Origin of the sequence: Flavobacterium sp. Root901, assembly GCF_001429765.1 — a bacterium.
GTDB lineage: Bacteria > Bacteroidota > Bacteroidia > Flavobacteriales > Flavobacteriaceae > Flavobacterium.
This window is the reverse complement of record NZ_LMJB01000010.1, coordinates 292,240-314,587: the sequence shown is the minus strand read 5'-3', so window position 1 is coordinate 314,587 and position 22,348 is coordinate 292,240. Positions and strand designations below refer to the sequence as shown.

The window sequence follows — 22,348 nt, the reverse complement described above, 5'->3', positions numbered from 1 at the left end:
CGCTTTTGATGCCTCAACTGAATTCTCAAATACTACCGTATTGATCTTCTCGAAGCGTTTCTCAAAACCGGTCGCTTTGTCTATTTTACTTTTTAACATGATATAGTTTTTTTTATTCTTAGATTATAAATCGGCGTTAAACCAATATTTTACATCGCAAAAAAGCAAGTCAAAACCTTGCTAAAACAATAACAATCAATACCATATAAAGATAAAACCTTTATAAACGGAATACAACAAAATTTAAATTATTGATTTGAAGCAGAATTTGGAATATCATTTTATCTCACTCAGAAGATTCCAAACAGGATTGAAAAGTGAATCTCATTTCACCTTAAATCGATTGCATTATTTTTGCATAAAAATGCGTATTTTTTGCAAAGCAAAGATACTTCATTATATTTTGAAGAACCAAAAATTGGTATGAATATTTTGTTAATTTTTCTTTTGCTGGTAAAATGCATAAAAAAACCGTCAATTACTGACGGCTTTAGTATTTATGTATCAATTATATTATTTCCAGTTGAAAGTAATTTTCTTTTCAATTTCTGAACTTAAACTCAAAAATACTGGACAAGTCATTGCTGCACGCTCCAAAATAGTTTTGTTTTTTTGATCAGCGTTGCTTTTTAGTTCAAAAACAATTTCTATTGCACCTATTCTGCGTGGTTCTGCATTCATTATTTTAGTAACCTCAGCTGTTGAATCCACTAAATCTACGTTTAAATCACGAGCTTTAATTCCCATTATTGTAAACATGCAGCTAGCTAAAGCATTTGCCACTGTATCTGTTGGAGAAAAAGCTTCGCCTTTTCCATTATTATCAAGAGGTGCATCAGAAATGATTTCACTTCCAGATTGTATGTGAACTGATTTTGTTCTTAAATCGCCTAAGTATGTTACTTTTGATGTCATTAATTTGCTTCTTTTAAAGTTAAATCTGAATCGTAATATAAAATGTACACGCCTTTGTTTGCGTGTCCGCCATCTTCTTTTTTATAAAATTGAAATTTATTATCAACTTGCTGTGTGGTCATTAAATCTGCCGTTTCCTGATACGTTTTTCCCTGAACTAGACGCATCATGGTATCAAAAGTTACATCAAAACCTCTTGTTGCATAAGTATTTGGATACGTTTTGTTTTTCAGTTTATATTCCTTTTTAAAGATCGAAACTGACTGGTCATCACTGTCACGGGTAACTGACGGATACATTAATTTTAGTTTTACCAAATTATCAAAACTAATTTCATCTGTATCAAGCGTACTATTTGGTTCTAAAATAACCAATTGCACCTGACATGTTTTTTGCGAATCAGTCAAAGCTTTAATTACTGTTTTGATCATGGCCGTATTGGCAGTTTCCATAACTACATAATTTAAACGGTTAGGCAGCAATAAGCTTTTTAAATTAGCAACGTCTAGTGCTCCTGTTTCTGTAAGCGCGGCAAAAACAACTCCTTTTTGGTTTTGCTTAATATAACTGATTACTGATTCCTTTTTCTTGTCGACAACTGCCACAATATTTCCGTTTTTAGCTCTCATATAATCGAAAACTGCATTTCGTACAACGTCGTTTGAAGGTATTGTCTGGTACAAATTATCGATAGGATTTGCAGCATCTTTTGACAATGGCGAAATAACCGGGACATTATATAAACGTAATGAATTTGCAGCAGATTCGGCATTATTTTGATAGAACGGACCAACAACTGCATCTGCTTCCTGCAATTTATTCTGGGCAATTAAATTAGAAATATTTGATGTTGTTTTTGTTTCCTGCGAATCGTAAATCGAAACATCAATTGGTAATTTTAATGCTTTTGCCGAATCAATCGCCATCATTGCTCCCGAATAAAAATCAAGAGTCATATTTAAAAATTTATCTGTTTTTAAACGAGCTGCCGTTCCGGTTGTATCACTTTGCAGTTTAGCCAAATTAAACGGAAGTAATAAAACCACTTTTTTACGTTCGTTTTGTCCTCTTTTTTTAGTCAGTTCGACAACTTCCGGATCTGCAGAAACAGTTTCAGATTTTACTTTGTCTACAATTTTAATTCCTCCGCCGCTGCTTTCAGCTGGTTTTTCAATTGGTTTTTCTACAGAAGTCTGGACACTTTTTTCAGCTGGCTGAGATTGTGCAATAATTGGCGCCGGAGCTACATATCCAGCAGGAACTTTTAAAACCATTCCTTCCTTTACACCCTCAGAAAGTGACGGATTTAGAGCAACTAATTCTTCTTGTGTTAAATGAAAAACTCTTCCTAAACTATAAAAGGTTTCTTTTGGTTTTACCTGATATTCCATATAAGTAACTGCTTTTTTAGATTCTGCAGGCTTTTTGGTTTCTTCAGGTTTTGCAGCTGTAGTAACAGGTGCCGCTGTTTCGGTTTTAGGGGCAGTTCCTTTAATTGTCAATCGATATCCAACAGGCAGACTGGCAGCAATTTCCGGGTTTCTTTTTTCTAATTCTTCAATTGAAATTCCATATTGTTTTGCAATTCCAAATTTAGTTTCCTTTGGCTGAACATCGTGGTAAACATATTTTTCTGCACCTTTATCTTTCTTTTTCTCAGATCCTGCCGTTTTCGAAACAGATCCCTTACCTGGAATAGTTAATGTCTGCCCGGGCTGTAAACCATCTGTAACCAAAAAAGGATTTGCTGCTTTTAGGGCTTCATCACTAATTCCGTATTTTTTTTCAAGGCCAAATAGTGTTTCTTTAGGCTGTACTTCGTGTGTCGTCGCTTTTGCACTAGCGGTTGATTTTACCGCAGCTGTTTCTTTTTTACCCGCCGCCGGAATCAACAAAACCGTATTTGGTTTTACCCCATTACGTGCATCCGGATTTAACTCATAAATATCAAAAGGCGTAACCTTAAACTTTTGAGCAATCTGGTTAACTGTTTCTCCACTTGAAACCGTGTATTTTATCGCTTTTCCTTGCGAAAAAGCAGAACAGGTTATAAAAAAAACAAGTAAAAATAATGTTGAATAATATTTCATAAATAAGACTTAAAACAATTTTAATTTTTAATTCAAAACAAGATACTAATTTCTCTTATACAAGATTCGCGCCAGTTACCGTTTCCTGCTAAAATTACCTGAGATCAATTTCTAACTTAGCAATAATAACGTTCTTATATAACTCATCTTCTTCTTTTTTCTTGCATTGGTAAAAAACTTCTTCCATATTTTGGAATCTATCTGAATAGACATAATACGAAAGGCTGTTTACATTAAAGAAAAAACCAGCGTTAAAATCGCCAGAATCAATAAGTTTCATAATTAACTTATCTCTTGGAACTGCGTCTGTAAATATACCTAAAACTAAGTAATAGCCGTTTGAAACTTCTTTAAGATTATCATAAACTTCTATACTTACATTTTTTTCATTCTTAAAAGGATTTTCTTTAAGCTCGCGGCGCATTTCTTCTATTGAAATTGCTTTTGAAGTTTCTGCAGGAGTCGATTTTTTAATGGCTTCATCCTGATACTTTTTCAATTTAATCAAAGCCAGTTTGTCGTCAAATTTTCTGGCTTCCATACTATAATAACACGCTTTGCTGATATGTCGTTTTACTTCAATTTGCTTTTGCGTATCCAAAGAATCAATTTTAGCAATTAAGGTTTGATTTTTGGCATCTCCTTCTTCCTGATCAATTTTGTAACGTTTGATTTCTTCTATGGAAAGCCTTTGCTGTATCGAAGTAACGTTATTATTTTTTTCGCTTTCGCGGATTTTCTTTTTATACTCCTGATTTTCTTCAACGGCAATTTTCTCCACTTTATTCATTAAGCCGGCATACGCTTTTCTATTTTCAGCAAGCTCTTTTTTTAACTGAGAAGATAGTTCGCCCGTTTTTCCGATACTTTCATAAGATTTTTTTTCCAGCCGTTTCGATTCTTCCACATTTAAAACATCCATTCGTTTTAATTCGGCCAAATCATTATTCATTGTATTTACCAATGAATCTAATTTTGCCATTAAAATATCCTGAACATTTTTATTGGCTTCTAAAACCAAACGTAATTTTTCAACCGAATTTTCTTTTGAACCGTTCATATCATTCAAATTAACTTTCAGATCGTTAATTTTTATAATCTTCTGGTTCATTTCTTTTTGAATAACCAATCTGTCTTTTAAATCTTCAATCTCAACGGTTTTGGCTTTTGTTTTTTCGACTACCACCTGTTTTTCGGCAAGAGCCAGCATTAATTCTTCACTTTCATTTGCTGGTTTAATTGCTGATGTATTGACTGCCAGTTTATTGCCGACAATTAATCCATTAACAATTTCCGGATTTTGAGATTCTAACTGCTCGATGGTAATGCCGTATTTCTTAGCAATCGAAAATTTGGTTTCTTTTGGCTCAACAACATGAAAAACAGTTTCCTGATTAATTACACGAACTCTTCCATCTAAAGTTTTTCTTTTGTTTGGAATTGCAATGGTCTGACCAATCTGTAATCCGTTTTGCAATAATTCTTTATTAAGGGTTTCTAAATCCTGAACCGAAACATTATATTGTCTGGCAATGCTGAATAAAGATTCTTTTGCCAAAACAAGATGTGTTGTTTTTGAAGACGCTGTAATTTCAGTTTTAGGAAGATTTGAAGTCTGCTGCGGAATAATTAATTGCTGCCCGGCCTGAAGTCCGTTTGCCAAAACCTCCTGATTAGCGTTTTGAATACTTTCTGCAGAAACATGATATTGTTTCGACAAACCGTAAAGTGTTTCTTTTTCGGCAACAATATGAACAGTCTGCTGTTCCTGATTTATTTTTTGTGGAGAATGAACCGGAATCTTAATAATTTGATTGTCTTTGATTCCGTTTTGCGATTCGGGGTTGAGTTTGAATATTTCCTCAACAGAAACCTTATATTTTTGGGCAATAAAATAAGCTGTTTCCCCTTTTTGAATCTTATGCTCAATAATTGAATCTTGTGCAGTTATTTTGTTAAAAGACAAAATAAACACAAGAGAAATCGTTAAAAGTTCTCTCATAAATAGTAGGTTATAAAAAATTAAGGCCTTACAAATGTAAGACCTTAATTTTAAAATATGGTACTATTCCCACTCAATTGTTGCAGGTGGTTTTGAACTAATATCGTAAACTACACGATTCACGCCTTTTACCTTGTTGATAATGTCGTTTGACACTTTCATCAAAAAGTCATAAGGTAAATGAACCCAGTCAGCCGTCATACCATCTGTTGATTCTACAGCTCTAAGCGCTACTACTTTTTCGTAAGTACGCTCATCGCCCATTACACCAACACTGTTTACCGGAAGCAGAATTGCTCCAGCCTGCCAAACTTTATCGTATAATCCCCAGGATTTTAATCCTTCAATAAAAACAGAATCAACATCTTGTAAAATCTGTACTTTTTCCGGAGTAATATCTCCTAGAATTCTAATTGATAATCCCGGTCCCGGGAAAGGGTGTCTTCCTAATAATTCAGGATCTATTCCTAAAGTAGCTCCTACTCGTCGTACTTCGTCTTTAAAAAGCATTCTAAGCGGTTCTACAATTTTTAATTTCATATAATCCGGCAATCCACCTACATTATGGTGTGATTTAATTGTTGCCGATGGTCCTTTTACAGAAACAGATTCGATAACGTCTGGGTAAATCGTTCCCTGAGCTAACCATTTTACATCTTCCAGTAAATGTGATTCATCATCAAAAACTTCGATAAATACACGTCCGATTGTTTTACGTTTGGTTTCAGGATCGCTGATTCCGGCTAATTCACCAAGAAAACGATCTCCCGCATCAACACCTTTTACATTTAATCCCATTCCTTTGTATTGATCTAATACATTTTGGAATTCGTTTTTACGTAAAAGTCCGTTGTTTACGAAAATGCAATATAAATTCTGACCAATTGCTTTGTTTAATAAAACTGCTGCTACTGTAGAATCTACTCCTCCTGATAAACCAAGAACAACTTTATCATTTCCTAATTTTTCTTTTAGCTCTGCTACCATTTCTTCAACGAAAGCACCTGGCGTAAAGTTTTGAGGAACTTCGGCAATTTTTACTAAAAAGTTTTCCAGCATTTTTGATCCATCTGTAGAATGGAAAACTTCTGGATGATATTGAATTCCGTAAGTTGTTTCGCCTTCAATTTTATATGCGGCAAATTCTACGTCGTGTGTGCTTGCCAATTTTACAGCATTTGCTGGAAGCGCCTTAATACTATCACTGTGGCTCATCCAAACCTGACTGTTTTCTGAAACTCCGTCAAAGAAAACTTCATTATCTTTTATGTAAGACAAATTGGCTCTGCCGTATTCTCTTGTGTTTGAAGCTGCAACTTCACCTCCACTAAAATGAGCTAAATATTGCGCTCCGTAACAAACGGCAAGCATTGGAAGTTTACCTCTGATTTGAGATAAATCAGGATGCGGTGCATCTTCTGCACGAACAGAAAACGGGCTTCCGCCTAAAATTACTGCTTTGTAAGCTGATAAATCACTAGGAAAGTGATTGTAAGGAAAAATTTCGCAGAATATATTTAATTCGCGAACTCTACGCGCAATAAGCTGTGTATATTGCGATCCGAAATCTAAAATAAGTACGTTGTGTTGCATGCGCAAAAATACTTTTTATATTCGAAATTGAAAAATTGGAACGTTGAAAAAAAATATTTTTTTTTAACGTTCCAATTTTTAGGTCTACAGGCTGTGAGGTACAAACGTTCAAAGGTTTATAAACTTTATCTTTTGAACTTTGTAACTTTGCCCAAAATCAGAAAACCATTTAACTCCAAATAACGTATATCTGAAAAAATCCCATATAATTTAACTATGAAATTAAAATTTATTGCCATTACCCTTTTATCACTGCTGTTTTTAACTTCTTGTGATGCTGTTGATGATTTACTGAGTTTTACTATTTCGAACGAAACTTCAATTAAAATTAAAAGTACGTCTCCGCTGAATTTACCAACAGAAATAATTACTCCCGATGTTACAACCAATTCATCAGCCGAATTTGAAAACAATAAAACTAAGGCTAGTTTGGTAAAAGACGTAAAAATCAGATCGCTTAAAATTTCAATCGCAGATCCTTCTGACAAAACTTTTACGTTTTTAAAATCAATACATTTATTTATCTCAACAACAGATTCTGATGAAATTGAATTAGCCTATCAGGATAACATTAATTCGTCCGGCAATACAATTGATCTGGTTTGTACCGATAAAAAACTGGATCAATATATTAAAGCTGATAAATATAAAATCAGAACTCAGGTTACGCTTAAAGAAACACTTACTAAAGATGTAACGATAAAAGCAGATATGAAGTTTAGAGTAACTGCGGATCCGTTCTAAGGTTCTGAGATGCTAAGGTACTGAGGTGCTAAGGCTCTAAGTTTTTTCTTTATTTAAAATTAAAAAGTTCTAAGATGCTAAGTAAAACTCAGTATCTTAGAACCTTAGTATCTTAGCAACTCAACAAAATTATTCTTTTGTAACTACAATCGAAGCTTTAAATCCAGCTGCGAGATTATCCCAGTAATCATTGGTTATTAATGTGCCTTTGTCGTCGTAAACTTGAATTTCTGCCGTATTTCCGCCTAATGAACCAATGTTCAAGGCTTCAAAATCTAGTTTATTAAAACCTTCCGCTAAGTTTATTTTTACCTGTTTAAAGCTGGCATCCAATAAGATCTGGTCTGCAATTACAGCATCATTGGAAGTAACTTTGACCAAATCGCCGTCAATAGCTCCAAAATCACGAAACTTGACAATAAAATATTCTGATTTGGTTTTGAAATTTCCCAGTGAGATGTTTTTCTTTACCAATGTTCCTCTTCCTTCTCTTAATCCTGCGTCTCGTAAAGCTTTGTCTACATCTTTCTCCATTTTGGCTACATACTGATCGCCCGGATTGGCAAAATCATTTTCTGTAGACATACTAAATTTACTTTTCTCCTGCCCTATCTGAAATTGGGATTTTGGAGTAATAGTCGTATTGTCAAAAACATTTGGTGTTTTTATACTCGGAATATCAGCGGTTTCTGCTGCGGGATCTTTGACTTTCGGAACCTGTGTTTTTTTCTTTGCACTAAATTTAGGAGCCGGAATGGGCTTAAATTTTGTTCCAAATTCAGTTTGTGCTGAAACAGTTACAGCAGTAAAAAATAGTATGAAAAATAAAATATGCTTCATTGAAAAGTGGTTATCGAGTCGGCCTTATAATTATTTATAGAATTTTAAGTACACATCACAAAAATAGCATAAATAAGTTTGGTGCGGCAACTTTAAGAATACTATAACAATATATTAGACTAATTTTTGGAATCAAAAAACCTGCCAAAATTTTTTTTATCAAAAAAAAATAAAATCTCAAAATTTTAAATTCCAAATTCTAAAAGATGTTCATTGTGCGTTATTATTTACTTAAAACTAACGCGCAGCATTTTGATTCTTAATAACTTATTCTTAACTTCAATACCAAATTTATTTATCTTAAAATACAAAGAAAATGGATTATATAGACTACTATAAAACTTTAGATGTTACAAAATCAGCAACTGAAGCCGAGATTAAAAAAGCATATCGAAAACTGGCCAGAAAATATCATCCGGACCTGAATCCGAATGATAAGGAAGCGGAGAAAAAATTCAAGGAAATCAACGAAGCAAACGAAGTTTTGAGTAACCCTGAAAATCGAAAAAAATATGATAAATATGGAAAAGACTGGCAGCATGCCGATGAATTTGAAAAAGCAGGTTATGACCCAAATCAGCAGCAGCAATATTCGAGACAACAAAGCAGCAGTCAGGATTTTTCTGGTTTTGGCGGTGATTTTTCGGGAAGCGATTTTTCTGATTTCTTCAATTCGATGTATGGTTCAGGACGAAGCAGCCGCAGCCAGTCCAAATACAGAGGACAAGATTTTAATGCTGAACTGCAGTTAGATTTAGCTTCGGCTTATACTACTCACAAACAAAGTTTAACTGTAAATGGCAAAAATATCCGAATTACAATTCCTGCCGGAGTCGAAAATGGCCAGGTTATAAAAATTCCGGGACATGGCGGACCTGGAATCAATGGCGGACCAAACGGTGATTTGTACATTACGTTTATTATTGAAAATAATTCTGATTTTAAAAGAGAAGGCAACAATTTATATTCAAATGTTGATCTTGATTTATATACTGCCGTTTTGGGCGGAGAAATTAATATCAAAACATTTGATGGAAAAGTAAAAATTAAAGTTCCCGCCGAAACTCAAACCGGAACAAAAATAAAACTGAAAGGCAAAGGTTTTCCTATTTACAAAAAGGACAATCAATTTGGAGATTTATATATAACGTACAATCTTAAAATTCCAACTAAGCTGTCTGAAAAAGAAAAAGAACTTTTTGCAGAACTATCTAAACTTAGAAATCATGAGTAACAAGAACTTAATCCAAATAAAACAATTTTGTCTTTATCACGAAATTGAAAATACTTTTATAACCGAACTCAATAATTATGGTTTAGTTAAAATTATTATTGAAGAAAATGACGAATTTTTGCAGCCGGAACAATTGCCTGAAATAGAAAAAATGATCCGGATGCATTATGATTTAAATATAAATCTGGAAGGAATTGATGCTATTTACCATTTACTGAATAAGATTGAATCTTTGCAGCAGCATTTAACCACTGTACAAAACAAACTCAGAATTTACGAAGAACATCTATAGAAAATATAAATTTGATGCTTTTTAAAATATCACAAAAAAGAACATTTTCAATGTGATTTCAACTTATTAAAATTCTTTTTGCCATGGTTATTTCATAAATTGCAGCGCATTAATTAACCTGAATTATTTTCAAAAATCTGCAGAAATAATTCGAAAAACCTCGTAAAATGAAAAGAGAAAATATCTTAACAGGATCGCCGTGGGAAGACAAAATGGGATACTGCCGCGCTGTAAGAATTGGTAATATCATTGAAGTTTCGGGAACTGTGGCAATTGTTGACGGCGATAAAGTAAAAGCCGATGACGCTTATGCACAGACGTATAATATTATTGAACGCGTTGAAAAAGTTCTGGAAGATTTAAATGTTGGAATAAAAGATGTTATCAGAACGCGAATTTTCACAACAAACGTAGATACTTTTGAAGAAGTGGCAAGAGCACATTCAGCATTTTTTAAAGATGTGAAACCCACTACAGGTTTTTATGAAATCAGTAAATTAGTTGCTCCTGAATATTTGGTTGAAATTGAATTTACAGCTGTTGTGCAATAAATAGTTTTTTGCCGCGAATTTCACTAATTACACTAATTATTTTTTTTTCTTATGTCGTCCTGAGCGAAGTCGAAGGCTTTTACACCAAAATGGCTTCGACTTCGCTCAGCCTGACAATGAATAAAAATTAACTGAATACTAATGAAAATTCGTTGAAATTCGTGAAATTCGTGGCTGAAAAACATCACAAACAATTAATGACTTCCCAAACCATAAAACAATTAGTTTTCGATATTCCTAAATGGGTCGTAATTTGTGCTTTGATAGGCATATTATCAGGTTCTGCATCAGCATTTTTTTTGGTTTCTTTAGAATGGGTTACACAATTTAGAATTCATCATGACTGGATTGTATGGCTTTTGCCTTTCGGCGGATTTTTAGTTGGTTTAAGTTATTATTATTGGGGAGAATCTGTTGTAAAAGGTAATAATTTACTGCTGGAAGAATACGAAAAACCTAAAAAAGTTATTCCGTTTAAAATGGCACCTCTGGTTCTTTTCGGGACTTTGATAACCCATTTATTTGGAGGTTCTGCCGGACGTGAAGGTACAGCTGTACAAATGGGTGGCGCAATTGCAGATCAGTTTTCAAAAATATTCAAATTAGACAATGCCGAACGTAGAATATTAATCATTCTGGGAATCAGTGCGGGTTTTGCTTCTGTTTTTGGAACCCCTTTGGCGGGCGCTGTTTTTGCTGTGGAGGTTTTGTATTTCAGTAAAATTAATTTCAAAAGCATTTTACTTTCTTTTATTGTGGCTTACGCAGCTTATTTTACGGTAGAATTCTGGAAAATTAAACACAAACATTACAGCATTCCAATTGTTTGCGAACTTAGTTTTAATACAATTCTTTATACCTTATTAGTTGGGCTTCTTTCTGGCTTTGCTGCTTTACTTTTTTCAAGAAGTACACATTTCTGGGGTTCTCTTTTCTCAAAAAACATCAAATATCCTCCGCTTCGTCCTGTTATTGGCGGAATTGTTTTAGCTGTTGCTATTGCAGGTTTAGGATTTACTAAATTCTCCGGACTTGGCGTTCCGGTAATTGTTGATTCATTTTCTAATCCGAGCGAATGGTACGATTTTCTGCTTAAAATTTTATTTACGGGTTTTACTTTAGGCGCTGGTTTTAAAGGCGGAGAAGTAACACCATTGTTTTTTGTTGGTGCCACTTTAGGAAGTGCGCTGTCATTATTTATCCCAATGCCAATTGCACTTTTAGCTGGAATCGGGTTTGTTTCTGTATTTTCCGGTGCAACCCACACTCCTATTGCCTGCACTATTATGGGAATGGAATTATTCGGACTTCAGCCGGGAATTTTTATAGCAATTGGCTGCACAATTGCTTATTTTTCATCAGGCTCAGTTGGTATTTATAAATCGCAGATTGTAAAGGGCGTGAAGTATAAATTGTATCAAAGATTTCAGAAAAAAGAACTTGAGAATTTATAAAAAGAGAATTTCCTGGTTTTAAGTTCCAATTCCAAAATAAAAAATCGGTACAAATCAGTATTTTCGCGTAAACGAATCCGTATCATTCGTGTGTCATTTTTCAAAGACAAATGAAATCCCACAGTATAACCAATCGTAAGAAACTGAAAACTGAGACTGCGACTGAAAACTAAAAACTGAACACTAAAAATATTTTCAGCATTACATTAAAAAAATGTAAATTCGCACACTATGAAAATACAAGATATTCAGGCGATTCAATTATTGCTTGCTGCTCCAAAGAAAATCGTAATAATTCCACACAGAGGACCAGATGGTGATGCCATGGGTTCTACTTTAGCATTATACCATTTTTTATTAAAAAACAATCACCAGCCAACTGTTATTGCGCCAAATGATTTTCCTAATTTTCTGGCCTGGCTGCCAGGTTCAGAAACAGTAAAAATCTTTGAAAGAGATACGGAAAACTGTACTAAAATATTAGAAGAAGCCGAGCTGATCTTTACACTTGACTTTAACGCTTTTCATCGCACAGGCGAAATGGAACATACTTTAGTTAAACTAACTGCTCCATTTATCATGATCGATCATCATGAAAAACCGCATGATTACGCCGCCTATACCTATTCTGATCCTTCGTACGGCTCTACTTGCGAGATGGTTTACAATTTTATTACTTTCTTAAATAAAAAAGAAGATATTGACAAAACCATTGCTACTTGTATTTACACCGGAATTTTAACTGATTCTGGTTCGTTTCGTTTTCCGGGAACTACTGGAAATACACACCGAATTATTGCTGAATTAATTGATCTGGGCGTTGAAAACACTCAAATACCAGTTTTATTATACGATAACAGCTCTTACAGCCGTTTGCAATTATTGGGACGCGCACTTCAGAACATGAAAATTTTTGAAGAGCACAAAACTTCTTATACTTCTCTTACGCAGGAAGAACTGGATTCTTTTAATTATATAAAAGGCGATACAGAAGGAATTGTAAATTATGGATTAAGTATACGAGGAATTGTATTTACTGCTATCTTTATCGAAAATAAAGAAGAGAAAATCATTAAAATTTCTTTCCGTTCACAAGGCGGATTTGATGTAAACCAGTTTGCACGAGATCATTTTAACGGAGGCGGACACGTAAATGCGGCAGGCGGAAGATCTGAAACCTCAATGGAAGAAACACTGAGAAAATTTGAAGATTTAGTAACTAAACTAAAATTATAAACCAATATGAACTACTTAAAAATCAGCATTTATTCACTGCTTTTAGCAGTTTTATTGGCAGGCTGTAAACAGCATGAAGATATCAGAATGCCTGTTTCCAGAGCTTCGGGTACTTTTATGAAAAAATCGGCAGACCGAAACAAAAAATTAGTTGCAAATGAAGAACAGGTCATCAAAAAAATCATCAAAAGCAATCCGAAAGTAAAATATTATGCTACTAAAAAAGGATATTGGTTTACTTATGATGAAAAAAGCACTACCGAAACAGCAACTCCAAAAAAAGGAGATATTGCATATTTCAATTTAGAAGTTAAAAGTATTGACGGAAAAATCATTTATTCTGAATCTGATCTTGGCCCACAAACTTATTATGTGGATAAACAAGATATTATGATGGGATTGCGCGACGGGATTAAGTACATGAAAAAAAATGAAACCGTGACTTTTTTATTTCCATCACATATTGCTTATGGATATCATGGAGATAACAAAAAAATTGGACCTAATCAATCCTTAATCTGCACAGTTACCTTACGTAATTTTGTTCCTGATCCTGCACAAACTACCACCGCTCCGGCATCTGGATCTGCACAACCTGCAAGTCCTGCAGTTTCAAAACCAATAACGGCAAAACCTGCTGCCCCAACTAAAAAAGACACATTAAACCCATAAAAAACCATTTTAAAAAATGAAAAAGAGTATTTTATTATTGCTGCTAGCCGTAAGTTCATTTTATTCTTGTAAAGACGACCACAGTAATTTACCTGATGGATTATATGCCGATATCGAAACTAATAAAGGACATATTATTGTTGAATTAGATTATAAAAAAGCACCCATAACTGTTGCCAATTTTGTAACACTCGCAGAAGGAAAAAACGAATTTATAACCGATGAAAAATTAAAGAAAAAACCTTTTTATGATGGCTTAAAATTTCACAGAGTTATTGAAGATTTCATGATTCAGTCCGGAGATCCTTTAGGAACTGGTTCAGGAGATACAGGATATAAATTTAAAGACGAATTTTCAGATTTAAAATTTGACAAAGCTGGTGTGTTAGCAATGGCCAACAATGGCCCCGGTACAAACAGCAGCCAGTTTTTTATTACGCATGTTGAAACTCCGTGGTTAGATAACAAACACACAATTTTTGGACATGTTGTAGAAAAAGGGCAAGAAGTAGTAAACAAAGTAGTTCAGGGAGACAATATTATTACGGTTACGATCATCAGAAATGGTGAAGCTGCTAAAAAGTTTGATGGAGTAAAAGTATTTCACGATTATTTTGCATGTATAGCAAAAGAACAAAGTAAATATGCCGGAGCTCAAAAAGAAAAAGTAGATTATTACGCTTCCATAAAACCAAAAGCTGTAAAAACACCAACTGGTTTAGAATATGTTATTACTGAAAAAGGTTCTGGAAAAAAACCTGCTGCAGGAACTCAGGTTTATATCCATTATGCAGGCTTCCTTGAAGACGGAACATTATTTGATTCAAGTATTGAAGAGGTAAATAAAGCATTTGGAAAATTTGATGCTGCGAGAGCAGAACAGCACGGTTATCAGCCAATTCCTTTTCAGGCAGGACGTAAAGACGGCCTGATTCCCGGATTTATTGAAGGAATCGAAAAACTTTCATTTGGAGATAAAGCAGTTCTTTTTATTCCGTCTCATTTAGGTTATGGAGCAACCGGAGCAGGAGGAGTTATCCCGCCAAATGCAAACATTATTTTTGAAGTTCAATTATTAGAGAAGCCATAATTATTTTTATAATCAATTTCTTATAATTACTTTTACAGAACTAAATTTAAAATACAATGAAATTTAAATTTCTATTTTTATTCTGTCTGGCTGTTTTAAACATTCAGGCTCAGGCAAAAAAAACAACTGCAGCAAAACCTAAAACTGCAAAAACAGCTACAGCTGCAAATCCTGCTGAGGGTATTTTTGCAACGATTTCTACAACAAAAGGAGACATTGTTGTTTCATTAGAATATGTAAAAGCACCGGTAACTGTTGCAAACTTTATTTCTTTGGCAGAAGGAAAAAACCCTTATGTAAAAGTAGAAAAACTGAAAGGAAAACCTTTTTATGATGGTTTGAAATTTCACAGAGTTATCAATGATTTCATGATTCAGGGCGGCGATCCTGACGGAAACGGTTCTGGTGGTCCCGGATATGCTTTTAAAGATGAATTTGTTGAAGAATTGAAATTTGAAAAAGGCGGTGTTTTAGCAATGGCAAATTCTGGTCCTGCAACAAACGGAAGCCAATTTTTCATAACACACAAAGATACTCCGTGGTTAAACGGAAAACATACTATTTTTGGTCATGTAGTTTCCGGAATGGACAATGTAAATAAAATTGTTCAGGACGATATTATGACAAAAATTACAATTACCCGCAAAGGCGCTGCAGCGAAAAAATTTGATGCTGTAAAAGTATTTAGCGATGATGTAAAAAAACAAGAAACTAAAAAAGAAGAAGCTAAAAAGGTAGTTGCCGAAAAAGCAGCCTATTTTGCAGCTACAAAAGCTAAAGCAGCTACAACTGCATCTGGATTAAAATATGTAGTTACCAAAAACGGAACTGGTGTAAAAGGTGCTGAGGGTTCTAACATTTATTTTCATTATGCAGGATATTTTGAAGATGGAAACCTTTTTGACAGCAGCATTCCTGAAGTGGCTAAAGCATACGGAAAATATGATCCAAACAGAGATGCTCAAGGCGGTTATAAAGCTTTTCCATTTACAGTTGGAAAAAAAGACGGTATGATTCCCGGTTTTATTGAAGCATTAGATATGATGACAGATGGTGAAAAAGCCATTTTCTTCCTGCCTTCAAATTTAGCTTACGGACCGCAGGGCGCCGGAGGAGTTATTCCGCCAAATGCTACTTTGATTTTTGAAATTGAAACTTATCAAAATCAACCTGCAAAATAAGATTTCAAATTATTTTTATAAACAGATAAAAAGCCATCAAATTTAAGTTTTGATGGCTTTTTTTATTTTATTCAATTCTGTCAAATTCCTAAATTTTAACCCATTATAATCTCTCAAACAAACACAACAGTAACGTTTACACTTCTTTTCTATTAATTCTTAACCAAAATAGCTTACCTTTGCCGGCTTGAATTTTTTAAAACACAAAATCAAAATGTCACAAAATAACGTATTAAAAGGAGTGTTTTTAGTTGCTTTAGGAGCTACAACTTACGGAATGTTAGCTACTTTCGTAAAAATGGCTTATGCAGAAGGTTATACAACAGCCGAAGTTACAACATCTCAATTTGTACTGGGAATTTTGGGTATTTTGATTATTAATGCATTTCAAAAAGTAAAAAATACAGGAAAAGCGGTCAAAGCATCTTCAAAAAATATTGCCAGTTTAATGCTTGCCGGAACTTCGCTTGGAATGACAAGTTTATTTTATTACTTAGCCGTAAAATTTATCCCGGTTTCTATCGGAATCGTTTTATTAATGCAGACCGTTTGGATGGGCGTTTTACTAGAAATGATTTTAGAAAAAAAACTGCCTTCAAAACAAAAAGTCATCGCTGTTTTTATTGTACTGACAGGAACAGTTTTAGCAACTAATATTTTAAAAAATGATATAGTATTAGATTGGCGCGGAATCGTTTGGGGAATTTTAGCTGCAGCTTCATTTACAACCACTATGTTTACTGCAAATCGTGTGGCTGTTGAGATTTCTTCTGCTCAGCGCAGTTTATATATGCTTCTTGGAGGCGCTGTTATCGTTTTTACTTTCGGTTTTTTTACGCAGGTTACGCCTTTTAACCTGGCAATTTTCTTGAAATGGGGAATTGTTTTATCATTGTTTGGAACTATAATTCCTCCAATGCTTATGAATTTAGGCTTTCCGTTAACCGGAATTGGATTAGGAAGTATTGTTTCTGCATTAGAACTTCCGGTTTCTGTAATGATGGCTTATGTACTTTTAAATGAAACAGTTATATTAACTCAATGGATTGGAATTGTCTTAATTATTCTTGCAATCATTATTATGAATGTAAATTTCAAGCGGAAAATTTAAAAATTTTTAGCATCTATTAAAAAAACAGGCCCTGTAATTCAATAAGTGTTAATTTTTTTATAATTTCGTTATAAATAATTAATTATCATGAATTTACCCTGGCACTTATATTTAATGGCGATACTTTATATACTTGCCGGATTGAATCATTTTCGAAAACCCGGAATGTATATCAAGATTATTCCGCCTTTCTTTAAAAATCCTAAAACCCTAAATACTTTAAGTGGAATTGCCGAAATAGTACTCGGCATTTTACTACTATACTCTTTTACAACTAAATACGCCGCGTGGGGAATCATAGCTTTGCTAATCGCCATATTTCCTGCAAATTTATACATGTTTCAAAATAAAAAGGCAGGCTTTGGCTTACCAAAATGGATTTTATTTGTACGTTTGCCCTTACAAATTGTTTTGATTTTTTGGGCATTTCAATATACCCTTTAGCAATCAAATCTATTAATCTAAATTATTTTATCATGAAAAAATTGTTTGCAGAGTTCTTCGGAACTTATTGGCTGGTTTTTGGCGGCTGCGGAAGTGCCATTTTTGCTGCCGGCTATCCTGAATTAGGAATTGGATTTGCAGGTGTCGCTTTAGCGTTTGGTTTAACTGTTCTTACCATGGCTTATGCTGTTGGACATATTTCCGGCGGACATTTTAATCCTGCAGTTTCTTTTGGTTTGTGGGCTGGTGGAAGATTTCCGGCTAAAGATCTTATTCCCTACATTATTGCACAATGTATTGGTGCAATCGCTGCAGCGGGAACGTTATATATAATCGCATCTGAAAAGGCAGGATTCATAATAGATAATACAAAAGCCGGCGCATTTGCCTCAAACGGATTTGGAGCTTTTTCTCCTGACGGATATTCATTACAAGCTGCTTTTATCGCTGAATTTGTATTAACGTTATTCTTTCTGTTAATCATTTTAGGGAGTACGGACAGATGTGCCAACACTAATTTTTGCGGCATTGCGATTGGGTTGGCATTAACTCTGATCCATTTAATAAGTATTCCAATTACAAATACATCTGTAAATCCTGCAAGATCATTATCTCAGGCAATTTTCGCCGGAGGTCAGCCACTTTCGCAGGTCTGGCTTTTTTGGGCCGCACCAATTTTAGGAGCTGTTGCCGGAGGATTTATATATAAAACGCTTTTACAGAAAACAGAAGAAGAACAAACAAATTAAAGTATATAATATAACCTTAATATACATCCTGCTAACAGGAGCCGTTTGTGGATGGTTAGCCGGTGAAATTTGGAAAGATTCCGGCTTTGGGTTAATTGGTAACATGATCGTCGGAATTCTTGGCAGTATCTTTGGAGGATGGATGGCTGTCAGACTGGGTATTGGCAGCGGCGCGCTTTTATGGCAGATTTTAATTTCCGTTGGAGGCGGATGGATTTTATTATTTCTTATAAGCCTGATTAAGAAGGCATAAAAATATTTAACCAATTTAAAAATCTAAAGAGAAAATCAGATATATTTATATTTGGTTTTCTCTTTTTCTTTAGGAAAAAATCAAAAAATATTTTATTCAACTCAAATCGAATTGACCATGAACGAAATTATTTCTTATTTCAGCACTATTCCGTCTTCCCACCGGAGTTTGATTCTGGTTGGCGGAATAACACTTTTTTGGATTATAGAAAATACATTTCCGCTGTTTCAAATGCAGTATAGAAAATGGCATCATGCCGGAATAAATATCTTCTTTACCATTACCACCATTATTGTCAACTTTATTCTGGCTTTTATATTAATAAAAACGGCTGCCTGGACAACCGAAAATAATTTTGGTATTTTACAATGGATGCCTAAAATTCCAATTTGGCTTTATACTATAATCGGATTACTTTTATTAGACCTCATTGGCGCTTATCTGGTGCATTTTGCAGAACATAAAATTAAGTTCTTGTGGCGTTTTCATATTATTCACCACACTGATACCTGGATTGACACCACAACTGCAAACAGGCATCATCCGGGCGAAAGCGTAATTCGGTTTGTGTTTACAACACTTGGTGTATGGATTGTAGGAAGCCCAATGTGGATGGTTTTTCTCTACCAGTCATTATCTGTTATATTCTCGCAGTTTAATCATGCCAATATCTCGCTGCCCAAAAAGCTGGATTTGTTCCTCAGTTATTTTATCGTTTCTCCAAATATGCATAAAGTACACCATCATTATGTTTTACCATATACTGACAGTAATTATGGTAATATTTTTTCTGTTTGGGACAGGCTTTTTGGTACTTTCACTTCGCTTCCAAAAGAAGAGCTGATTTATGGTGTAGATACCCATATGCAGCCCGCGGAAAACAATAAATTAAAAAATTTGCTGCAAATTCCGTTTCAAAAATCAAGATCAGCAAAAAACAGTTAAAATCAATAAAAAAAATATACTTGGGCGAAACAACTAATTCTTTTTTTTATTAATATTGATATATAAAATGAAAATCAATCTATTAATCATTAACCCTCTATTTTGAATTAATTTTCACGAGATGAAAAAGAGTAACCGCAAAGAATTGAATTGGGAACAAACGGAAAGACTTGTTTCGTTAGCCTTAGAAGAAAGAAATCCATTTGAAATCATAAAAAAAGAATTTGGGTTGGCAGAAAAAGAAGTTCTTGAAATCATGAAAAAGAAAATGCCTCTTGAAAAATTTGAGATGTGGAAAAAGAAGGCTGTCGCAAATAAACCGAAACCGAAACCAATTAAAATTGATGATTTTGATGAAGACCTTGACGGAAAATACTATATAAAAAATAAACTAGACTAAGATTGAGACTCCTGATTTTCAGGAGTTTTTTTTATATTTTTAAAATATTGTAACTTTTTTGTTATTTTTAAGTCAAATACATATAACTAAACATAAACAAATGAAAAAAATACTTTACACCTTGGCTCTTGCGGTAACATTTTGGAGCTGTAAAACAGGTAGTACTTCAGTTTCTGAAAAAAAAGTCGTAGACGTAAACATTAATCTCGTTGATGTAAAAGACGATAAAGTTTTGGTTACTGTAACGCCTCCTGCAATTAAAACAGATGAAGTCATCTACAGCATTCCAAAAACAGTTCCGGGAACTTATTCTACTGATAACTACGGAAAATATTCAGAAGATTTTAAAGCTTATGATGCTAAAGGAAATGCTTTAACTGTAAAAAGACTTGGGGATAATTCATGGTCGATTTCTAATGCTAAAGCGTTAAAAAAAATTACTTATTTAGTTAATGATACTTTTGACACTGAAAAAGGAACCGGATTTGGTAATGATGATGTTTTCTCGCCAGCAGGTACAAATATCAAAGCAGGAGAAAATTTCATGGTAAACACACATGGCTTTGTCGGGTATTTTCAGGACAAATTAGAAATTCCATACAAAGTTACCATTACACATCCTGAAACACTTTGGGGAGCAACTTCAATGACTGATGAAGATGCAAGCAAAACAAGCGATGTTTTTACTACACCGCGTTATGCTGTTTTGGTTGAAAATCCAATTATGTATTCTAAACCGGATTATACAACGTTTAACGTTAACGGAATGGATATTTTAATTGCTGTTTATTCTCCAACAGGAAAATTTACTGCAGAAAGTATTACGCCGGAAATGAAAACAATGATGACGGCTCAGAAAAACTTTTTAGGAAAAGTAAATTCTAATAAAAAATATACTGTTCTATTGTATTTGTCCAGTATGGCAAAAGACGATGCGCATGGATTTGGAGCTTTAGAACACCCAACGGCTACTACAGTTGTTCTTCCGGAATCTATGCCAAAAGAAAGACTGGTAGAATCAATGAAAGATGTTGTTTCTCATGAGTTCTTCCACATTGTAACTCCATTGACAATTCACTCCAAAGAAATCCAGTATTTTGACTATAATGCACCGTTAATGTCTGAGCATTTATGGATGTATGAAGGGGTAACAGAATATTTTGCTAATCTTTTTCAAATTAACCAAGGTTTAATTGATGAAAGTGAATTCTATACTCGTATTGCTGAAAAAATTGAGCAGTCTAAAAAACTTGACGATACAATGTCGTTTACAGTAATGAGTAAAAATGTATTAGAGCAGCCTTATAAAGATCAATACTTAAATGTATACCAAAAAGGGGCCTTGATAGGAATGTGTATTGATATTATCATTAGAGAAAAAAGCAACGGAGAAAGAGGAATTCTTGATTTAATGCACAAATTATCAACTGAATATGGTGTTGAAAAACCATTCAACGATAATGAATTGTTTGCTAAAATTACTCAATTGACTTATCCTGAAGTTGGAGATTTCTTAAACAAATATGTAGCCGGAACAACTCCAATTCCTTACGATTTTTATCTAGCTAAAGTTGGTGTAACAAAAGCAATGGAGAAAAAAACCGGAGCTGTTTTCTTAAAAGGACAAACGCCTTATATCAAAATTGATAAGCAGACAAAAGAAATTGCAGTTCGTCCCGATGTTGAACCAAATGATTTCTTCAAAAACTTAAACTTAAAAGGCGGCGATATTATTTTAGCAGTAAATAACAAAGCTTATTCTTTAGACAACATTTATGAACTTATTGGTGAAAGTGAAAACTGGAAAGAAAATGATCCAATTACGCTAAAAGTAAAACGCGGCGGTAAAGAAGAAACTATTAAAGGAACTGTAAAATTACCATTTGAAGAAACTGAAACTTTTAAAGCTACTGACGCTTCAAAAGAAAAGCTTAAAAATGCGTGGTTGAAAGGGTAATCTTTTAAATCATAATTAATAAAAAAAACCGACAATTGATTGTCGGTTTTTTATGCTCTAAAAAGTTTTAGATGACTTTTACTGCAATTAATGCTTATTTTTTTACCGGAAATTTCCAGTCAAATTCGTCTTTGTTATTGATAATGGCACCAATTTCGAATTTCACCACTTCATCAAATTCTGTTTGTAGTATAAACCAATTGTCTTCGTTGAAATAGTTTTCGAAAGTATCAAAAGTTTCCTGATTGTATTTTGTAATACCTTTTGCAGCAAAATCTTTTTTAACATCAGCAATATTTCGTCCGATTATTTTAAATCCAAAAACTTCTAAATCAGTACTTGAAGCGACAAGATAGCCTAGTTTTAAATCTTCTTCTTCATAAAATGTAAGTCTGATTTTGTGTTTATTATAAACAAAGATCACATTGTCATCTTCGTCTTTATAGTTTTTATCAGGTTTTCCAAAAACAGCTGTAACATCGTTCTGCTTCATTCCGAAAAGCAGTTTATCAATTCCTGATTTTAAGTTTATTTTCATATTTCGTTTCTTTATTTGAAGTGCAAATTTCGTGAAGTTTTTAATTGTTTTGCCACG

At 33.9% G+C, this 22,348-nt stretch carries 22 protein-coding genes; 16 read left to right on the top strand and 6 right to left on the bottom strand.

What is annotated here, in order from left to right:
* Positions 1 to 513: 513 nt before the first annotated feature.
* The 4 genes from ASE21_RS20885 to guaA form a co-directional block, all read right to left on the bottom strand.
* Positions 514 to 915 carry an OsmC family protein gene (locus ASE21_RS20885; RefSeq protein WP_057124632.1) on the bottom strand — a complete coding sequence of 134 codons (402 nt, stop codon included), beginning with the start codon at positions 913 to 915 and terminating at the stop codon, positions 514 to 516.
* Positions 915 to 3,005 carry a LysM peptidoglycan-binding domain-containing protein gene (locus ASE21_RS20880; protein WP_057124631.1) on the bottom strand — a complete coding sequence of 697 codons (2,091 nt, stop codon included), beginning with the start codon at positions 3,003 to 3,005 and terminating at the stop codon, positions 915 to 917. The genes ASE21_RS20885 and ASE21_RS20880 overlap by 1 nt, the downstream gene beginning before the upstream one ends.
* A 94-nt stretch (positions 3,006 to 3,099) precedes the next feature.
* Positions 3,100 to 5,007 (bottom strand): LysM peptidoglycan-binding domain-containing protein, encoded by a 1,908-nt coding sequence (locus ASE21_RS20875; protein ID WP_057124630.1) that lies wholly within the window; start codon positions 5,005 to 5,007, stop codon positions 3,100 to 3,102.
* 63 nt (positions 5,008 to 5,070) lie between these two features.
* Positions 5,071 to 6,600, bottom strand: coding sequence for a glutamine-hydrolyzing GMP synthase (gene guaA, locus ASE21_RS20870; RefSeq protein ID WP_057124629.1), 1,530 nt, complete (start codon positions 6,598 to 6,600; stop codon positions 5,071 to 5,073).
* Positions 6,601 to 6,816: 216 nt separating this feature from the next.
* Between guaA and ASE21_RS20865 the strand changes: the two genes are divergently transcribed.
* Complete coding sequence (locus tag ASE21_RS20865; RefSeq protein WP_057124628.1) at positions 6,817 to 7,344, top strand: hypothetical protein; 528 nt, start codon at positions 6,817 to 6,819, stop codon at positions 7,342 to 7,344.
* A gap of 129 nt (positions 7,345 to 7,473) precedes the next feature.
* On the opposite strand, the gene ASE21_RS20860 is transcribed toward ASE21_RS20865, so the two are convergent.
* Positions 7,474 to 8,184 (bottom strand): hypothetical protein, encoded by a 711-nt coding sequence (locus ASE21_RS20860; protein ID WP_057124627.1) that lies wholly within the window; start codon positions 8,182 to 8,184, stop codon positions 7,474 to 7,476.
* 316 nt (positions 8,185 to 8,500) lie between these two features.
* Here ASE21_RS20860 and ASE21_RS20855 point away from each other — a divergent pair, with 316 nt between their 5' ends.
* The 15 genes from ASE21_RS20855 to ASE21_RS20785 all read left to right on the top strand — a co-directional run bounded on the left by ASE21_RS20855 (position 8,501) and on the right by ASE21_RS20785 (position 21,753).
* Positions 8,501 to 9,418 (top strand): DnaJ C-terminal domain-containing protein, encoded by a 918-nt coding sequence (locus tag ASE21_RS20855; RefSeq protein ID WP_057124626.1) that lies wholly within the window; start codon positions 8,501 to 8,503, stop codon positions 9,416 to 9,418.
* On the top strand, positions 9,411 to 9,710 hold the full coding sequence (locus ASE21_RS20850; protein WP_057124625.1) for a chaperone modulator CbpM: 300 nt from the start codon (positions 9,411 to 9,413) through the stop codon (positions 9,708 to 9,710). Before ASE21_RS20855 ends, ASE21_RS20850 begins: the two co-directional genes overlap by 8 nt.
* 167 nt (positions 9,711 to 9,877) lie before the next feature.
* Positions 9,878 to 10,261, top strand: a complete 384-nt coding sequence (locus tag ASE21_RS20845) for a RidA family protein (protein ID WP_057124624.1) — start codon at positions 9,878 to 9,880, stop codon at positions 10,259 to 10,261.
* 197 nt (positions 10,262 to 10,458) lie between these two features.
* Positions 10,459 to 11,715, top strand: a complete 1,257-nt coding sequence (locus tag ASE21_RS20840) for a voltage-gated chloride channel family protein (RefSeq protein WP_057124623.1) — start codon at positions 10,459 to 10,461, stop codon at positions 11,713 to 11,715.
* Positions 11,716 to 11,946: 231 nt separating this feature from the next.
* A complete protein-coding gene (locus ASE21_RS20835) occupies positions 11,947 to 12,951 on the top strand; it encodes a DHH family phosphoesterase (RefSeq protein WP_057124622.1) in 1,005 nt (334 codons plus the stop codon).
* Between the two features lie 6 nt (positions 12,952 to 12,957).
* Complete coding sequence (gene gldI, locus ASE21_RS20830) at positions 12,958 to 13,623, top strand: gliding motility-associated peptidyl-prolyl isomerase GldI (RefSeq protein ID WP_057124621.1); 666 nt, start codon at positions 12,958 to 12,960, stop codon at positions 13,621 to 13,623.
* A 16-nt stretch (positions 13,624 to 13,639) separates the two neighbouring features.
* On the top strand, positions 13,640 to 14,713 hold the full coding sequence (locus tag ASE21_RS20825; protein ID WP_057124620.1) for a peptidylprolyl isomerase: 1,074 nt from the start codon (positions 13,640 to 13,642) through the stop codon (positions 14,711 to 14,713).
* A 56-nt stretch (positions 14,714 to 14,769) separates the two neighbouring features.
* Positions 14,770 to 15,894: a peptidylprolyl isomerase gene (locus ASE21_RS20820; protein ID WP_057124619.1), complete on the top strand. Its 1,125-nt coding sequence runs from the start codon at positions 14,770 to 14,772 to the stop codon at positions 15,892 to 15,894.
* Positions 15,895 to 16,108: 214 nt separating this feature from the next.
* Positions 16,109 to 17,005 (top strand): EamA family transporter, encoded by an 897-nt coding sequence (locus ASE21_RS20815; protein WP_057124618.1) that lies wholly within the window; start codon positions 16,109 to 16,111, stop codon positions 17,003 to 17,005.
* An 87-nt stretch (positions 17,006 to 17,092) separates the two neighbouring features.
* Positions 17,093 to 17,449 carry a DoxX family membrane protein gene (locus ASE21_RS20810; protein WP_057124617.1) on the top strand — a complete coding sequence of 119 codons (357 nt, stop codon included), beginning with the start codon at positions 17,093 to 17,095 and terminating at the stop codon, positions 17,447 to 17,449.
* 32 nt (positions 17,450 to 17,481) lie between these two features.
* Positions 17,482 to 18,198, top strand: coding sequence for an aquaporin Z (gene aqpZ, locus ASE21_RS20805; protein ID WP_057124616.1), 717 nt, complete (start codon positions 17,482 to 17,484; stop codon positions 18,196 to 18,198).
* Between the two features lie 10 nt (positions 18,199 to 18,208).
* Positions 18,209 to 18,451: a GlsB/YeaQ/YmgE family stress response membrane protein gene (locus tag ASE21_RS22420; protein WP_057124653.1), complete on the top strand. Its 243-nt coding sequence runs from the start codon at positions 18,209 to 18,211 to the stop codon at positions 18,449 to 18,451.
* A gap of 117 nt (positions 18,452 to 18,568) precedes the next feature.
* Positions 18,569 to 19,396 (top strand): sterol desaturase family protein, encoded by an 828-nt coding sequence (locus tag ASE21_RS20795; RefSeq protein WP_057124652.1) that lies wholly within the window; start codon positions 18,569 to 18,571, stop codon positions 19,394 to 19,396.
* A 121-nt stretch (positions 19,397 to 19,517) separates the two neighbouring features.
* Positions 19,518 to 19,796: a DUF2805 domain-containing protein gene (locus ASE21_RS20790; protein ID WP_057124615.1), complete on the top strand. Its 279-nt coding sequence runs from the start codon at positions 19,518 to 19,520 to the stop codon at positions 19,794 to 19,796.
* Between the two features lie 100 nt (positions 19,797 to 19,896).
* Complete coding sequence (locus tag ASE21_RS20785; protein ID WP_057124614.1) at positions 19,897 to 21,753, top strand: PDZ domain-containing protein; 1,857 nt, start codon at positions 19,897 to 19,899, stop codon at positions 21,751 to 21,753.
* Positions 21,754 to 21,847: 94 nt separating this feature from the next.
* Here ASE21_RS20785 and ASE21_RS20780 read toward each other — a convergent pair whose 3' ends face one another.
* Positions 21,848 to 22,291, bottom strand: a complete 444-nt coding sequence (locus ASE21_RS20780; protein ID WP_057124613.1) for a hypothetical protein — start codon at positions 22,289 to 22,291, stop codon at positions 21,848 to 21,850.
* Positions 22,292 to 22,348 lie beyond the last annotated feature (57 nt).

What these genes read in the sequence shown, in the direction of transcription:
- gldI (WP_057124621.1), top strand. Translation starts at nt 12,958, where the DNA reads ATGAACTACTTAAAAATCAGCATTTATTCACTGCTTTTAGCAGTTTTA.
- ASE21_RS20865 (WP_057124628.1), top strand. Translation starts at nt 6,817, where the DNA reads ATGAAATTAAAATTTATTGCCATTACCCTTTTATCACTGCTGTTTTTA.
- ASE21_RS20820 (WP_057124619.1), top strand. Translation starts at nt 14,770, where the DNA reads ATGAAATTTAAATTTCTATTTTTATTCTGTCTGGCTGTTTTAAACATT.
- ASE21_RS20845 (WP_057124624.1), top strand. Translation starts at nt 9,878, where the DNA reads ATGAAAAGAGAAAATATCTTAACAGGATCGCCGTGGGAAGACAAAATG.
- ASE21_RS20880 (WP_057124631.1), bottom strand. Translation starts at nt 3,005, where the DNA reads ATGAAATATTATTCAACATTATTTTTACTTGTTTTTTTTATAACCTGT.
- ASE21_RS20815 (WP_057124618.1), top strand. Translation starts at nt 16,109, where the DNA reads ATGTCACAAAATAACGTATTAAAAGGAGTGTTTTTAGTTGCTTTAGGA.
- ASE21_RS20780 (WP_057124613.1), bottom strand. Translation starts at nt 22,291, where the DNA reads ATGAAAATAAACTTAAAATCAGGAATTGATAAACTGCTTTTCGGAATG.
- ASE21_RS20850 (WP_057124625.1), top strand. Translation starts at nt 9,411, where the DNA reads ATGAGTAACAAGAACTTAATCCAAATAAAACAATTTTGTCTTTATCAC.
- ASE21_RS20835 (WP_057124622.1), top strand. Translation starts at nt 11,947, where the DNA reads ATGAAAATACAAGATATTCAGGCGATTCAATTATTGCTTGCTGCTCCA.
- ASE21_RS20785 (WP_057124614.1), top strand. Translation starts at nt 19,897, where the DNA reads ATGAAAAAAATACTTTACACCTTGGCTCTTGCGGTAACATTTTGGAGC.
- ASE21_RS20825 (WP_057124620.1), top strand. Translation starts at nt 13,640, where the DNA reads ATGAAAAAGAGTATTTTATTATTGCTGCTAGCCGTAAGTTCATTTTAT.
- ASE21_RS20875 (WP_057124630.1), bottom strand. Translation starts at nt 5,007, where the DNA reads ATGAGAGAACTTTTAACGATTTCTCTTGTGTTTATTTTGTCTTTTAAC.
- ASE21_RS20790 (WP_057124615.1), top strand. Translation starts at nt 19,518, where the DNA reads ATGAAAAAGAGTAACCGCAAAGAATTGAATTGGGAACAAACGGAAAGA.
- ASE21_RS20795 (WP_057124652.1), top strand. Translation starts at nt 18,569, where the DNA reads ATGAACGAAATTATTTCTTATTTCAGCACTATTCCGTCTTCCCACCGG.
- ASE21_RS20840 (WP_057124623.1), top strand. Translation starts at nt 10,459, where the DNA reads ATGACTTCCCAAACCATAAAACAATTAGTTTTCGATATTCCTAAATGG.
- ASE21_RS20885 (WP_057124632.1), bottom strand. Translation starts at nt 915, where the DNA reads ATGACATCAAAAGTAACATACTTAGGCGATTTAAGAACAAAATCAGTT.
- guaA (WP_057124629.1), bottom strand. Translation starts at nt 6,600, where the DNA reads ATGCAACACAACGTACTTATTTTAGATTTCGGATCGCAATATACACAG.
- ASE21_RS20810 (WP_057124617.1), top strand. Translation starts at nt 17,093, where the DNA reads ATGAATTTACCCTGGCACTTATATTTAATGGCGATACTTTATATACTT.
- ASE21_RS20860 (WP_057124627.1), bottom strand. Translation starts at nt 8,184, where the DNA reads ATGAAGCATATTTTATTTTTCATACTATTTTTTACTGCTGTAACTGTT.
- ASE21_RS20855 (WP_057124626.1), top strand. Translation starts at nt 8,501, where the DNA reads ATGGATTATATAGACTACTATAAAACTTTAGATGTTACAAAATCAGCA.
- aqpZ (WP_057124616.1), top strand. Translation starts at nt 17,482, where the DNA reads ATGAAAAAATTGTTTGCAGAGTTCTTCGGAACTTATTGGCTGGTTTTT.